This is a genomic window from Streptomyces sp. NPDC056296 (assembly GCF_042268605.1).
Classification (GTDB): Bacteria; Actinomycetota; Actinomycetes; order Streptomycetales; family Streptomycetaceae; genus Streptomyces.
In genome coordinates, this window is record NZ_JBHJRX010000013.1 from 156,977 (window position 1) to 171,852 (window position 14,876).

Annotated in this window: 11 protein-coding genes; 5 read left to right on the forward strand and 6 right to left on the reverse strand. The window is 70.6% G+C overall.

Annotated features, from left to right (window positions below):
- Window positions 1–6 precede the first annotated feature (6 nt).
- The 3 genes from ACFCZF_RS12660 to ACFCZF_RS12670 are packed head-to-tail and all read left to right on the forward strand — an operon-like array spanning window position 7 to window position 2,359.
- Window positions 7–465 carry a hypothetical protein gene (locus ACFCZF_RS12660; protein ID WP_376671657.1) on the forward strand — a complete coding sequence of 153 codons (459 nt, stop codon included), beginning with the start codon at window positions 7–9 and terminating at the stop codon, window positions 463–465.
- A gap of 52 nt (window positions 466–517) precedes the next feature.
- Window positions 518–1,423, forward strand: coding sequence for an LLM class flavin-dependent oxidoreductase (locus ACFCZF_RS12665; protein ID WP_376671658.1), 906 nt, complete (start codon window positions 518–520; stop codon window positions 1,421–1,423).
- A gap of 48 nt (window positions 1,424–1,471) precedes the next feature.
- Window positions 1,472–2,359 (forward strand): HAD family hydrolase, encoded by an 888-nt coding sequence (locus ACFCZF_RS12670; RefSeq protein ID WP_376671659.1) that lies wholly within the window; start codon window positions 1,472–1,474, stop codon window positions 2,357–2,359.
- A gap of 44 nt (window positions 2,360–2,403) precedes the next feature.
- Here ACFCZF_RS12670 and ACFCZF_RS12675 read toward each other — a convergent pair whose 3' ends face one another.
- The 5 genes from ACFCZF_RS12675 to ACFCZF_RS12695 form a co-directional block, all read right to left on the reverse strand.
- Window positions 2,404–3,453 carry a peptidoglycan DD-metalloendopeptidase family protein gene (locus ACFCZF_RS12675; protein ID WP_376671660.1) on the reverse strand — a complete coding sequence of 350 codons (1,050 nt, stop codon included), beginning with the start codon at window positions 3,451–3,453 and terminating at the stop codon, window positions 2,404–2,406.
- Between the two features lie 122 nt (window positions 3,454–3,575).
- On the reverse strand, window positions 3,576–5,258 hold the full coding sequence (locus tag ACFCZF_RS12680) for a GAF domain-containing sensor histidine kinase (protein WP_376671661.1): 1,683 nt from the start codon (window positions 5,256–5,258) through the stop codon (window positions 3,576–3,578).
- Between the two features lie 82 nt (window positions 5,259–5,340).
- Window positions 5,341–8,841, reverse strand: coding sequence for a thiol reductant ABC exporter subunit CydD (cydD, locus tag ACFCZF_RS12685; RefSeq protein WP_376671662.1), 3,501 nt, complete (start codon window positions 8,839–8,841; stop codon window positions 5,341–5,343).
- 72 nt (window positions 8,842–8,913) lie between these two features.
- Window positions 8,914–9,918 carry a cytochrome d ubiquinol oxidase subunit II gene (gene cydB / locus ACFCZF_RS12690; protein WP_376671663.1) on the reverse strand — a complete coding sequence of 335 codons (1,005 nt, stop codon included), beginning with the start codon at window positions 9,916–9,918 and terminating at the stop codon, window positions 8,914–8,916.
- Window positions 9,919–9,938: 20 nt separating this feature from the next.
- Window positions 9,939–11,444 (reverse strand): cytochrome ubiquinol oxidase subunit I, encoded by a 1,506-nt coding sequence (locus ACFCZF_RS12695; protein ID WP_376671664.1) that lies wholly within the window; start codon window positions 11,442–11,444, stop codon window positions 9,939–9,941.
- 210 nt (window positions 11,445–11,654) lie between these two features.
- Here ACFCZF_RS12695 and ACFCZF_RS12700 point away from each other — a divergent pair, with 210 nt between their 5' ends.
- On the forward strand, window positions 11,655–12,029 hold the full coding sequence (locus ACFCZF_RS12700; RefSeq protein ID WP_375906342.1) for a cyclophilin-like fold protein: 375 nt from the start codon (window positions 11,655–11,657) through the stop codon (window positions 12,027–12,029).
- A gap of 113 nt (window positions 12,030–12,142) precedes the next feature.
- Here the strand turns inward: ACFCZF_RS12700 and hisC are convergent, their stop codons facing one another.
- Window positions 12,143–13,222: a histidinol-phosphate transaminase gene (gene hisC / locus ACFCZF_RS12705; protein WP_375906344.1), complete on the reverse strand. Its 1,080-nt coding sequence runs from the start codon at window positions 13,220–13,222 to the stop codon at window positions 12,143–12,145.
- Between the two features lie 401 nt (window positions 13,223–13,623).
- Between hisC and ACFCZF_RS12710 the strand changes: the two genes are divergently transcribed.
- Complete coding sequence (locus tag ACFCZF_RS12710) at window positions 13,624–14,736, forward strand: LacI family DNA-binding transcriptional regulator (protein WP_375906348.1); 1,113 nt, start codon at window positions 13,624–13,626, stop codon at window positions 14,734–14,736.
- The last annotated feature ends 140 nt before the right edge of the window (window positions 14,737–14,876 follow it).

Here is a 14,876-nt window from a genome sequence, read left to right on the forward strand (position 1 = left end):
TCCCACATGATCGGTGGCATGGAGCAGTTGCCCACCACTCAAGCCGCAGTCACCGCCCTCCGGGCCATCGCAGCGGATTACGCGCTGGACATCGACGTCACCGACGACATCGGCGCCGACCAGACCTCCCGCCGCAGCGCCGCGGGCGTGGGAGTGACCACCGACGCCGACGGCTCCCTCCCCCACGAGGCATTCGTCGAGTTCGGCGGAGTGCCCCGGGTGAGCGTCCGGCTCTTTCCCGAGGGCGACGCCCTGATCACCGTCGAGAACGTGGAGTGCACGGACATCCCGCGCGACGACGTCCCCGCCTTCCTGCGCTCCGTCTTCGGCGGTCTCGCCTTCGTCAAGGGGCGCCGCTTTCCGCCCGGCTACCGCCTGATCGTGCCGCTGCCGGGCGACCGCACGCACAAGGAGTTCGTGACGATGATCCTCCTCACCCCGTGGCTGAGCAGTCGCGTACGGTGATGCCGGTGGCTGTTTCACGTGAAACCGGGGTCGGCCGCATAGGCTCGGAGGCATGAGTCTGCGTCTGAGTACCGTGATCCTCCCGTACCGCCGCTGGCACGAGGGCGGCCGTTCGACCTGGACGCGTGCCGAGCAGCTCGGTTTCCACACCGCGTACACCTACGACCACCTGTCCTGGCGGAGCTTCCGGGACGGCCCGTGGTTCGGTGCCGTGCCGACGCTCACCGCTGCCGCGGCCGTCACCGAGCGGCTTCGCCTGGGCACCCTGGTGACCTCGCCGAACTTCCGGCACCCGGTGACGCTCGCCAAGGAGCTGATCTCCCTCGACGACATCTCCGGCGGCCGGGTCACGCTCGGCATAGGAGCGGGCGGCACCGGCTTCGACGCCACCGCGCTCGGCCAGGAACCGTGGACTCCCCGGGAGCGGGCCGACCGGCTCGCCGAGTTCCTCCCGCTGCTCGACCGGCTGCTGACCGAGGACGCCGTGTCGTACGAGGGCGACTTCTACTCGGCGCACGAGGCGCGCAACATCCCGGGATGTGTGCAGCGCCCCCGGCTGCCGTTCGCGGTCGCCGCGACCGGTCCGCGCGGGCTGCGGCTCGCCGCGCGGTACGGGCAGGCATGGGTGACCACCGGCGACCCGAAGCTGTACGAGAACGGCACCCCCGAACAGTCCGACCGGGCACTGCGGGAGCAGAGCGACAAGCTGGCCGACGCCTGCGCCGCGATCGGCCGCGAGGTGAGTGAGCTGGACAGGGTCCTGCTCACCGGCTTCACACCCGACCGCAGTCGGCCGCTGGAGTCCGTGAACGCGTTCGTGGACTTCGCGGGCCGGCACCGCGATCTGGGCTTCACCGAGCTCGTCGTCCACTGGCCGATCCCCCACTCGGACTTCACGGCGGACGAGAAGATCTTCGAGCGGATCGCCATGGAGGCACTGGCACAGCTGAAGGAATGAGAGCCGTAGCTCACAGATGTGCGGACTCGCGCACGATCGTGCAGGCATATGCGTGACAATGACCCGGTGACCTCAGCGACCCGACAGCCCGAGCCCCCGGCCGCCGCCACCCGCCCGCGGCTCATCGCCACCGACCTCGACGGCACACTGCTGCGCGACGACAAGTCGGTTTCACCGCGCACGGTCGCCGCGCTGGCCGCCGCCGAGCAGGCGGGCATCGAGGTCTTCTTCGTCACCGGCCGCCCCGCCCGCTGGATGGACGTCGTCAGTGCCCACGTCCACGGTCACGGCCTCGCCATCTGCGGCAACGGCGCCGCCGTGGTCGACCTGCACGGCGGCCCCGGCGCCCACCGGTTCGTGAAGGTCCGGGAGCTGGCCCGGGACAACGCGCTGGACGCCGTACGGCTGCTGCGTGAGGCGGCGCCCGGCACGGTGTACGCGGTCGAGCAGACGTACGGCTTCCACCAGGAGCCGGCGTATCCGAAGATGCACGTGGAGGTCCCCGACGACCTCCTGCCCGCCGAGGAGATCCTGGCGCCGGGTGGTCGCGCCGCCGCCGAGCCGGTCCTCAAGATCCTTGCCTTCCATCCCGAGCTGGACCCCGACGGCTTCCTCACGCTGGCCCGCCTCGCCATCGGCGACCGCGCCAACGTCACCCGGTCCAGCCCCAGCGCCCTGCTGGAGATCAGCGGGCCGGAGGTCTCCAAGGCCAGCACGCTCGCCCTGTGCTGCGCCGAGCGCGGCATCTCGCACGAGGAGGTCGTCGCCTTCGGTGACATGCCGAACGACGTGGAGATGCTCACCTGGGCAGGACAGTCGTACGCCATGGGCAACGCGCACCCGGACGTGATCGCCGCCGCGTCGGGGCGGACGGTCGCCAACAACGACGACGGGGTGGCGGTCGTGATCGAGCGGATGCTGACGGACCTTCCCTAGCGGCCGGTCCCGCGGCCCCCGGCCCGGCAGCACGTCAGGTCCCGTCAGAGCGGCACACCACGTTGTGACAGCCACGGCACCGGGTCCAGCCCCGATCCCATCTCCGGGGTGACCCGCACCTCGAAGTGCAGATGCGGTCCGGTGGAGTTGCCGGTGCTGCCCGACTGCCCGACCCACTGGCCGGGACGGACCCGGTCGCCCTGGTCCACGGCGACAGCGGCGAGATGGGCGTACTGCGTGTAGTAGCCGCCCGCGTGCTGGACCACGACCTGGATGCCGAAGGCGCCGCCGCACGACACCTTCACCACCCGGCCCGTGCCGACCGACCGCACCGGTGTCCCGACCGGCACCGCGAAGTCCTGGCCGGTGTGCCGGTTCGCCCACCGCGTCCCGCCGCTGCCGAAGGACGCCGACAGCTCGTACGTCTCCACCGGGGCCACCCAGGACCGGCTCGAGCGTCCGCCCGGCTGGTCGAGGCGGACCGCGCCGGGACACGAACCGGCTGCGACAGAGGCGTCCGCCTGCCCCTCCAGCCGCGACCGCGCCGCCTCCAGCTTGCCCTCGATCTTCCTCTTCAGCTCCGCCAGACCGGCGTTGCGCTCCTCCAACGCCTGCCAGGCCGCCTGTGCCCTGGCCTCGTCGGCGGCGAGGCGGGCCTCGGCCCGCAGGCTCTTCCCGATGGCGTTGTTGACGGCCAGGTCCGCGCGTGACAGCGCTCGCTGACCTCGCATCAGTTCGTCGGGGTCCTCCGCGAGGATCATCCGAGCGGTGAGCGGGAGCCCGCCGCCGCTGCGGTACTGGGCGCGGGCGATCCGGCCCAGGTCTTCGTGCATGCCGTCGATCTTCTGCCGCTGCCGGTCGAGCCGCTTCTCGTACTCGAGCGCCTTCGACCGCTGCGCCTCGGCCTCGCGCCGCCCGTCCTCGTACTGCTGGGTGGCCTTGCCCGCCTCCTCGTACAGCCGCGTCACCTGAGCGCCGAGAGCGGAGCCGGAGCCGCCGTCCTCGTCCATGGCGTCGGTGGGGCGGGCCGCGAGCACGGCGAGCGCGCACAGCAACACCGGTACGAGCAGCGGATGGCGGCGAGGTGAGCGCATGTCAGCGATCGTGGACCGAACGGGGGCACACGGTCTTGTCCAGGTCGTACGAGCGGGGGACCGATTGCTGCACTCGGCTCAGTGCGGCTGCTGCACATGGGGCAACACGGCGTCGGCAGCCCTCAGTACGGTGCCTCCCACAGCACCGTCGTGCCGGCGCCGTCCGCCCCGATGCCCGGCGTGAGCCGACTGGCGCCGCCGACGGTCTCGGCTCGGCGCTCGAGGTTGTGCAGGCCGCTGCGCCGACCGCCCTCGGGGATGCCGACGCCGTCGTCCGCGACGGTCAGCCGCACGCCCCGTCGGCCGTCCGCCAGAGTCGCCGTCGCGTCGACGACCACGTCGATCCGGGTGGCGTGGGCGTGCCGGAAGGCGTTGGACAGGGACTCGCGCAGCGCGGCGATCAGGTTCTTGCCGGTCAGCTCACCGACGGCAACGTCCACCGGGCCGACGAAGCGGTGCGAGGGCGTGAACCCGAGCGGGACCGCGGCCATGGTGATCTCACGCAGCACACGGGTGCGCAGCGCCGCAGGGGCCTCGGCCGGCTGCCGCAGCGCGAAGATCGCCGAGCGGATCTCCTGGATGGTGACGTCCAGTTCGTCGACGGCCCCGCCCACCCCGTCGCGCACCTCGGGGACGGCCGACCTGCGCTGTGCGCTCTCCAGCATCATCCCCGTGGCGAACAGCCGCTGGATGACGAGGTCGTGCAGGTCCCGGGCGATGCGATCGCGGTCCTCGTACACCGCGAGCCGCTCCCGGTCCCGCTGGGCGTCGGCCATCATCAGCGCCAGCGCGGCCTGCGAGGCGAACCGGTCGCCGAGTGCGCGTTCCGTCCGGGTGAACGGGCGATCCCCCCTGGCACGGGGCATGACGAGGCTCCCCAGGACCCGCCCGTCCCGGCACAGGGGCAGCAGCATGATCGGTCCGTACGCGCGCACCGGTCCGGCCTCCAGACGCGGGTCGGTGGCGGCGTCGTCCACGAACACGGACCGTCCTGCGAGCAGTTCGGCGACGATGCCGTTCTCCGGCGGGATGACCCTGCCCAGCTCGTTCGTGGGATGCTCCGCTGCCACGGCCGCGATCTCCAGGCCACCCCCGTCGGCCGGCAGCAGCACGATTCCGGCGGCCGCTCCGGAGAGCCGACGGGCCTGATCGGCGACGACCTGGAGGGCGTCGTCGATGTCGCCGCCGGACAGCAGCGCGGTGGTCACGGCGACCGACCCGTCGATCCAGCGCTCCCGCTGCCGGGCGGCCTCGTACAGACGCGCGTTGCCGATGGCGATACCGGCCTCCGTGGCCAGGACGCGGACCATGGCGAGGTCGTAGTCGTTGAACGGCTCGACCGCGTGTTTGTCCGTCAGGTAGAGGTTGCCGAAGATCTCGCCCTGGACGCGGATGGGGACACCGAGGAAGCTGCGCATCGGCGGGTGGTGCTCGGGGAAACCGCACGAGCGCGGGTCCTCGCTCAGGTCCGTGAGCCGGACCGGCTCCGGGTCGCGGATGAGGGCACCCAGCACGCCTTTGCGGCCGTCGGGCAGGTGGCAGATGCGTCGGACGGTCGCCTCGTCGACGCCGTGGTGCACGAAGTCGGCGAGCCCCTCGCCGTCCTCGCCCACGACGCCGATGGCCGCGTACCGGGCGTTCGCCAGGTCGGCCGCCGTCTCGCAGATCCGGTTCAGCGTGGAGTGCAGCTCCAGTCCACTGCCGACGGACCGCATCGCGTCCAGCAGTTTCGGTACCCGTGCCAGAAGCTCGGCCGAGGCCCCCTCGCGGTGCGACGGGGGGCCGGGAAGCGGTGCTGGGGGCATGACCCGAGCCTAATGAGACCCTTTTGTTCAGGAAAGTCGGATTCGCTGAGAATCTTGCAGGACCTCGGCCCGGTTCCGCCGGTCACCGGGCTCCCACCAGCAGTTCCGACGCGGCCTCCCGCTCCGCCATCGCCCGCAGCGGCCCCGGCACCGCGACCAGCTCCGCGTACGTCCCCCGCTGCGCGACCCGGCCCTCGCCCAGGACGATCACCTCGTCCACGGCCGCCAGGCCCGCCAGCCTGTGCGTGATCAACAGGGTGGTACGGCCCTCGGTGGCGGCCAGCAGATCGCCGGTGAGCGCGTCGGCGGTCGGCAGGTCGAGGTGCTCCGCGGGCTCGTCGAGCACGAGGACGGGGAAGTCGGCGAGCAGCGCCCGGGCGAGTGCGAGCCGCTGCCGCTGTCCGCCCGACAACCGTGCCCCGTGCTCACCGACCAACGTGTCCAGGCCGTCGGGCAGGCTGTCGGCCCAGTCCAGCAGCCGGGCCCGGGCCAGCGCGTCGCGCAGCTCGTTCTCGGTGGCGTCCTTCCTGGCCAGGAGCAGGTTCTCGCGCACCGAGCTGTCGAAGAGGTGCGCGTCCTGGGCGCACAGCCCGACGAGGCGCCGTACGTCGTCTCCGGCCAGCGCGTAGGCGTCCACGCCGGCCAGCGTGTAGGAGCCCGCGTCCGCGTCCAGGAACCGCAGCAGCACCTGGGCCAGCGTCGTCTTGCCCGACCCGGAGGGCCCGACCACGGCGATACGGCGACCCTCCGCCAGAGTCAGGTCCAGCCCCGCCAGGGCGTCCCGGTCCTGCCCGGCGTGGCGCGCGGCCAGCCCCTTGAGAACGACGGGGAAGGGCGATGCCGGCGCCTGTCGGGGCGTCTCCGGCTCGCGTACGGGCTCGGGGGCGTCGAGTACCTCGTACACCCGCTCGGCGCTCCTGTGCACGCGCTGCCGGTACTGCACGGCCAGCGGCAGTCCGAGTACGGCCTCGAAGGCGGCCAGCGGGGTGAGCACGACGACGGCCATGGCCACGCCGGCGAGCCGGCCGTCGGCGACCGCCTGGATCCCGACGAGGGCGGCCCCGGCTACGGTCAGGCCGGAGATCAGCGCGGTGAGTCCGTCGCCCAGCGCGGTGGCGGTGGCGGCCCGCGAGGCGATCCGGGTGAGCGTGCCGTCGGCCCGGCGCGCCTCGGCGGCCCGCGCGGGCAGAGCGCCGGCGACGGTCAGCTCGGCGGTGCCGGTGAACAGATCGGTCACCCTGGTGGCGAGCACGCCGCGGGCGGGGGCGAGCCTGCGCTCGGCCCGCCGTGCCACGGCGCCGGTGACCAGCGGGACCCCGACTCCGGCCGCCAGCAGACCGACCGCGAGCACGAGGCCGGCCTCCGGCAGCAGCCAGGCCGTGAAGCCGACCGACGCGGCCGAGACCACGACCGCGGACGCGGCGGGCAGTAGCCACCGCAGCCAGTAGTCCTGCAGGGCGTCGACGTCGGCGACGAGCCTGGACAGCAGGTCGCCCCGGCGGCTGTGGCGAAGCCCAGAGGGTGACAGCCGCTCGAGGCGCCGGTACACGGCGACCCGGGTGTCGGCCAGCATCCGCAGCACGGCGTCGTGCGACACGAGCCGCTCGGCGTAGCGGAACACGGCCCGCCCGATCCCGAAGGCGCGCGTCGCCGTCACGGCCATCATCAGATACAGCACCGGCGGCTGCTCGGAGGCCCGCGAGATGAGGTACCCGGACGTGGCCATCAGACCGACGGCGCTGCCGAGCGCCAGGCTGCCGAGCAGCAGCGCGAGGACGAGCCGTCCACGCCGGGCGCCGGACATCGCCCGCACCCTGGCGAGGACGCCGCCCGCGGCCTCCGTCGAGGGAGCCGGACCCTCGGGGGTAACCGGAGCAACGGCTCCAACGGACTCGTCGAGGGGGCGGGCAGCGGGCGCCACGGATGTACCGTCGGCCGCGGCGACGGGCGCCGGCTCCTCCAGTCGCACCACCCGGTCGGCCACCTCCAGCAGCGCCGGGCGGTGCACCACCAGCAATACCGTCCGCCCCTCCGCCAGCCTTCGCACGGCGGCCACGACCTCGGCCTCGGTGGCCCCGTCCAGGGCGGCCGTCGGCTCGTCGAGCAGCAGTACCGGCCGGTCCGCGAGGAATGCCCGGGCCAGCGCCAGCCGTTGCCGCTGCCCGGCGGACAGCCCAGCACCGTCCTCCCCGAGCACGGTCCCCGTCCCCTCGGGCAGCGCGTCCACGAACTCCAGCGCGCCCGCGTCCCGCAGCGCCTGCCGTACGGCGGTGTCGTCGGCGTCGGGCCGGGCCAGCCGTACGTTCTCGGCGATGGTGCCGGCGTACAGGTGCGGGTGCTGCGGCACCCAGGCGACGCGGGCGTGCCACTGCGCCAGGTCGAGGGAGGCGAGATCGGCTCCCCCGATGCGGACTCGTCCGCCGGCCGGGGGCACGAATCCGAGGAGGGCGTTGATGAGCGTCGACTTGCCCGCACCGCTCGGACCGACGAGCGCGACCGTCTCGCCGGACTCGACGGTGAAGCTCACGTCCGTCACGGCGGCCGCGGCGCGTCCGGGGTAGCGGACGGTCACGCCCTCGAAGGACAGGGCACCGCCCGCCGGCAGGGGACCGGTCCCCGAGGCCGGTACGGGCCGCTCCAGCACCTCGAAAATCTCCTCGGCGGCGGCAAGCCCTTCCGCCGCAGCGTGGTACTGCGCCCCCACCTGCCGCAGCGGCAGATAGGCCTCGGGCGCCAGCACGAGTACCACCAGGCCGTCGTACAGGGCCATGTCGCCGTGGACGAGCCGCATGCCGATGGTGACGGCGACGAGCGCCACGGAGAGCGTGGCGAGCAGTTCCAGCGCGAAGGACGACAGGAAGGCGATCCGCAGCGTCCGCATGGTCGCCTGCCGGTATTCGCCGGTGATGCGTTTGATCGATTCGGCCTGCGCCTTGGCCCGCCCGAAGACCTTCAGCGTCGGCAGCCCGGCGACCACGTCCAGGAAGTGCCCGGACAGCCGGGACAGGAGCCGCCACTGGCGGTCCATCCGGGACTGTGTGGCCCAGCCGATCAGCACCATGAAGATCGGGATGAGGGGCAGGGTGCCGACGATGATGACCGCCGAGACCCAGTCCTCGGTGACGATGCGGGCCAGCACCGCCACGGGTACGACCACCGCGAGGCCCAACTGGGGCAGATAGCGCGAGAAATAGTCGTCGAGGGCGTCGACTCCACGGGTGGCCAGCGCTACCAGCGACCCGGTCCGCTGCCCGCCCAGCCAGCCGGGACCGAGCGCGGTGGCCCGTTCCAGCAGCCGGCCCCGCAGCTCCGACTTCACTGCCGCGCTCGCCCGGTGCGCGGCCAGCTCGGTGAGCCAGCCGACCAGCGCACGGCCGCAGGCGACAGCCACCAACAGCAGGAGGGGGGTACGGAGTTCACTGGTTGCCATGCCGTGCTGGAAGGCGCCCACCACCACCTCGGCGATGAGCATCGCCTGCGCGACGAGCAACCCAGCCCCGACGGCGCCCAGGACGACGACCGCCGTCAGAAAGAACCGGGTGGCGCGGGCGTACCGCAGAAGACGTGGATCGATGGGTTTCACGTGAAACGTACCCTCCCGTCCAGAGGGTGTGTTTCACGTGAAACGAGCCGCGTGAAACACACCCTGCCGGACTCAGTGCGCGGGTTCGGCGATGTGCTGGGTGCCGATCCGCTTGCGGAACACCCAGTACGTCCAGCCCTGGTAGAGCAGGACGACCGGCGTGGCGACCGCGGCCAACCAGGTCATGATCTTCAGGGTGTAGGGGCTGGACGAAGCGTTGGTGACGGTGAGGCTCCAGTCCGCGTTGAGCGTGGACGGCATGACGTTCGGGAAGAGCGTCAGGAAGAGCATCGCCACGGCGGCCACGATGGTGACGCCGGACAGTGCGAACGACCAGCCCTCGCGACCGGCCTGGTTGGCCATCAGGGCGACGACCAGGGCGGCGACGGCCACCACGAGGGCGACCAGGCTCTTGCCGTCCCCGCTGTCGACCTGCGTCCAGACCAGGAAGGCCAGAGCCAGCACGGCCGTGACGAGGCCGACGCGCGTCGCCAGGGTCCGTGCCCTTTCGCGGATCTCACCGACGGTCTTGAGCGCCGTGAACACCGTCCCGTGGAAGGTGAACAGCGCCAGCGTGACCAGGCCGCCGAGGAGCGCGTACGGATTGAGCAGGTCCCAGACGGAGCCGACGTACTCCAGGTCCCGGTCGATCTTCACGCCGTGGACGATGTTGCCGAAGGCCACGCCCCACAGGAACGCCGGGATCAGCGAGGTCCAGAAGATCGCGGTCTCCCAGTTGCGCTGCCAGCGCTCCTCCGGCCGCTTCACCCGGTACTCGAAGGCGACACCCCGGACGATCAGGCAGACCAGGATGACGAGCAGAGGCAGGTAGAAGCCGGAGAAGAGAGTGGCGTACCACTCGGGAAAGGCGGCGAAGGTCGCACCGCCGGCCGTGAGCAGCCATACCTCGTTGCCGTCCCACACGGGCCCGATGGTGTTGATCAGAACCCGCTTCTCGGCCCGGTTCCGGGCGAGCAGCTTGGTGAGCACGCCGACCCCGAAGTCGAAGCCCTCCAGGAAGAAGTAGCCCGTCCACAGGACGGCGATGAGAACGAACCAGACGTCGTGCAGTTCCATGACTGTGCAGCTCCCTCGGCCTAGTACGAGAAGGCCATCGGCTTGTCGGCGTCACGGAGGTCGCCGCCGATCTTCGTGGGCGGGTTGAGGTCGGCCTCGGTGAGCTCGGGCGGGCCCGCCTTGACGTACTTGGCGAGCAGCCTGACCTCGATGACGGCGAGGATGGCGTAGAGCGTGGTGAAGACGACCATCGAGATGATGACCTCCGCCTGGGAGACACCGGGGGAGACCGCGTCGCGGGTCTGCATCACGCCGTAGACGACCCAGGGCTGCCGGCCCATCTCCGTGAAGATCCAGCCCCAGGAGTTGGCGATCAGCGGGAACGCCATCGTCCAGAGGGCGAGGAGCCAGTACAGGCGGGTGAGTCTGCTGCCCAGCGGCTTGCGCAGCAGCACCAGGTGCGGCACCTCGTCCTCCCCGGTCCGCACCGCGGCCGGCAGCAGGAACTTCTTCCGCGTCAGCCACAGGCCCAGCAGGCCGAGGGAGAAGGACGCCATGCCGAAACCGATCATCCACCGGAAGCCCCAGTAGGCGACGGGGACGATGGGCTTGTAGTCACCGGGGCCGAACTTCTCCTGCAGCGCCTTGTTGGTGTCGTTGATACCGGGCACGTACGAGTCGAAGTCGCTGTGGGCGAGGAAGGACAGCAGTCCGGGAATCTCCAGGGCGACCGTGTTGTGGCCCTTGTCGACGTCTCCGTAGGCGAAGACGGAGAAGGGTGCCGGTTCCTCGCCGTCCCACAGGGCCTCGGCGGCGGCCATCTTCATCGGCTGCTGCTCGTACATGACCTTGCCGAGGGTGTCGCCACTGACCGCGGTGAGCACGCCGCCGACCGCGAGGGTGACCAGGCCGAGCCGGAGCGACGTCCGCATCACCGGGATGTGCTTCTTGCGCATCAGGTGGAAGGCAGCGATGCCGACCATGAAGGCGCCGCCCGTCAGGAAGGCCGCCGAGAAGCTGTGGAAGACCTGGTTGAGCGTGGTGTTCTGGGTCAGGACGGCCCAGAAGTCGGTGAGCTCGGCGCGGCCCTTCTCCTCGTTGATGCGGTAGCCGACGGGGTGCTGCATCCAGGAGTTGGCGGCCAGGATGAAGTACGCCGACAGCAGGGTGCCGATCGAGACCATCCAGATGCAGGCCAGGTGGATCTTCTTGGGCAGCTTGTCCCAGCCGAAGATCCACAGGCCGATGAAGGTGGACTCGAAGAAGAAGGCGATCAGCGCCTCGAAGGCGAGCGGGGCACCGAAGACATCACCCACGAAGCGGGAGTAGTCGGACCAGTTCATGCCGAACTGGAACTCCTGCACGATGCCGGTGACGACACCCATGGCGATGTTGATCAGGAAGAGCTTGCCCCAGAACTTGGTCGCTCTGAGGTACTTCTCCTTCTCGGTGCGGACCCAGGCGGTCTGCAGTCCGGCCGTGAGGGCGGCCAGCGAGATCGTCAGCGGGACGAACAGGAAGTGGTAGACGGTCGTGATGCCGAACTGCCATCGCGCCAGCGTCTCCGGCGCCAGAGCCATGTCCACGTCGTCAGTCTCCTTACATCGCCACATCGCTGTGGTCAGCGGCGCTTTGAGCGTGTATGTCACACCTATCTCGGGCGCAACCGGGACACGCTTGTGAACGCGTTCACATTCACAAGCAATTATGACGTACAGCTTTTCGACACCGGAAGGGGGGTCCCCTGTGACGTCAACCCCTTGGCAAGAGCTTCAACAACTTGTTGAATTCGCCGCATGAAGATACGGATCTCTTGGCCTGCGGGTCACCTCACCGCAGCGCTCGACGACACCCCGACCACGCAGGCACTCCTCAAGGCCCTGCCGTTCACCGCCTCCGCCCATACATGGGGCGAGGAGGTGTACTTCGACACGGGTGTGTCGGTTTCACGTGAAACGGACGCCCGGGAGGTCGTCGAACCGGGCACGGTCGCCTTCTGGACCGACGGCGACGCTCTGGCGCTGCCGTACGGGCCCACGCCGATCTCGCGAGGCGACGAATGCCGCCTCGCGAGTCCCTGCAACGTCCTGGGTCGTCTCGACGGCGATCCGCGCCTGCTGGCGACGGTGCGCAACGGCGACCCGATACGCGTCGAACGCGTCGACACGTAGAACCACCACAGCGGTCCTCAACCGCTACAGCGGCCTTCAAGCTCTAGAGCGGCCTTCCAGCTCTACGGCGGCCGTCAACCTCCACAGCGGTCTTGCGAACGTCCCACAGCGACCTACAGCTCGTTGCGGAACTCCTCCGACACCTTGAGGAAGATGTCGTTCGCCTCGCTCTCACCGACCGTCACCCGCACACCCTCGCCCGGGAACGGCCGAATGACCACGCCTGCCTGCTCGCAGGCGTCGGCGAAGGCGACCGTGCGCTCCCCCAGCCGCAGCCACACGAAGTTGGCCTGGGTCTCGGGCACCGTCCAGCCCTGCGCGCGCAGCGCGTCGACCACGCGCGTGCGCTCGCACACCAGCGAACCGACCCGGCCGATCAACTCGTCCTCGGCGCGCAGTGAGGCGATCGCCGCCTCCTGCGCGATCTGGCTGACCCCGAAGGGCACCGCCGTCTTGCGCAGCGCCGCCGCCACCGGCTCGTGGGCGATCGCGAACCCGACGCGCAGGCCGGCGAGGCCGTATGCCTTGGAAAAGGTACGCAGGACGCAGACGTTGGGCCGCTCACGGTAGATCTCGACGCCGTCCGGCACCTCGGGGTCCCGGATGAACTCGCGGTAGGCCTCGTCGAGGACCACCAGCACGTCGCTCGGCACCTGGTCGAGGAACCGCTCCAGCTCGGCCCGCCGCACCACCGTGCCCGTCGGGTTGTTGGGGTTGCAGACGAAGATCAGCCGGGTCCGGTCCGTGATCGCGGCCGCCATCGCGTCCAGGTCGTGCACGTCGCCCGGTGTCAGCGGCACCTTCACGGACGTCGCGCCGCTGATCTGCGTGATGATCGGGTACGCCTCGAAGGAGCGCCAGGCGTAGATCACCTCGTCGCCCGGGCCCGAGGTCGCCTGGATGAGCTGCTGGGCCACACCGACCGAGCCGGTGCCGGTGGCCAGGTGGGAGAGGGGCACGCCGAACCGGTCCGACAGCTCGCTCATCAGGGACGTACAGGCCATGTCCGGGTACCGGTTGAACGACGCGGCCGTGGCCGTCACCGTCTCCATCACGCCCGGCAGGGGCGGATAGGGGTTCTCGTTGGAGGACAGCTTGTAGGCCACCGGACCGTCGGCCGCGGCGGGCCTGCCCGGCTTGTAGGTGGGAATTCCCTCCAGCTCGGCGCGTAGCTTGGGGCTCGTCTCGCTCACCGCAGTCCTCCTCGTGACCACCACCGGCATCGAATGCTTCTCACCTTATGAGGATTCAGCGCCGCTGCGTATAGGTGAGGCCAGACCTCGTCCGTCACACTGGCATCAGGGGCATCAGGGCACGAAGGCGCACGATTCGGGGGGCGCGCCGCACATATATCTACGCGCCGGTGGCTCGCGCCGTGGCGCGCATCCCTCGTGCAGGTGAGTTGAGACCTCTTCGCAACATCGGCCGCTTGGCAGGCCCTCACAGGTCGACACGCCAGGTAATGGGATGCAAGCCACCAACTAACTTGCTTTCGAAGGCCGTTACTGCTTAATGATCATGCAGAAACGTGACTGTCAACGCATGCATATGCGTCCGCCCTACCCCACCCCATGAGCCCTACTATCGGCTCGCCATGACAGCAGCAGGGAAGCACCAGGTGAGCCGCGCGGAAACCTCACGTCGAGGCAGCCGGCCGGGCCGGGCGGGCATCAGGGACGTGGCCGCCGCCGCCGGAGTATCCATCACTACCGTCTCCGATGCCCTCAACGGCAAGGGCCGACTCCCGGATGCCACCCGGCGCCATGTGCGCGAGGTCGCCGACCGACTGGGCTACCGGCCCTCGGCCGCCGCCCGCACGCTCCGCACCGGCAAGTCCGGACTCATCGGCCTGACCGTGACGACGTACGGGGATGAACCTTTCACCTTCACCGAGTTCGCGTACTTCGCCGAGATGGCGCGGGCCGCCACGTCCGCCGCGCTGGCCCGCGGCTACGCCCTCGTCATCCTCCCGGCGACCTCCCGGCACGACGTGTGGTCGAACGTCGCGCTCGACGGCACGGTCGTCATCGACCCCTCGGACCACGACCCGGTCGTCAGCGAACTGGTACGCCAGGGTTTACCGGTCGTCTCCGACGGCCGCCCGGCCGGCTCGCTCCCCGTGACCGCCTGGGTCGACAACGACCACGAGGCCGCCGTACTCGGCATCCTCGACCACCTGGCCGACGCCGGCGCCCGCAGGATCGGCCTGCTCACCGGCACCACGACCGACACGTACACCCATCTGTCGACCACCGCCTACCTGCGCTGGTGCGAGCGCGTCGGCCAGGACCCGGTCTACGAGGCCTATCCGGCACACGATCCGTGCGCCGGTGCCGTCGCCGCGGACCGGCTGCTCGCCCGCCCCGACCGGCCCGACGCCGTCTACGGTCTCTTCGACCCGAACGGCACCGACCTGCTCGCCGCCGCCCGCCGCTACGGGCTTCGCGTCCCGGAGGATCTGCTGCTGGTCTGCTGCAGCGAGTCCACCGTGTACGCCAGCACCGAACCGCCCATCACCACCCTGTCGCTGAAACCCCGCCGCATCGGCACGGCGGTGATCCAGGTCCTCATCGACGCCATCGAGGGGCTCGACTCGGACCAGCCGGTCGAGCAGGTGATACCGACCGAACTGATCGTGCGTACGTCTTCGCAGCGCCGCCCGCCCCGGACGACGGTCAGCCCGCCGCGGTCACCCGAGGGCGAGTAGGCCGCCGTCCCGGGAGCGGGAAGGCGGGGGCCCGGCCGACGCGCCCCTTGGGTTCAAGGGGTCGTCGCAACACCGCCTGGTTTCAGGTGGTGAGTAGATCACGTAGACGCTCGGCTGGGGTATCCCAGCCGAGCGTTTTG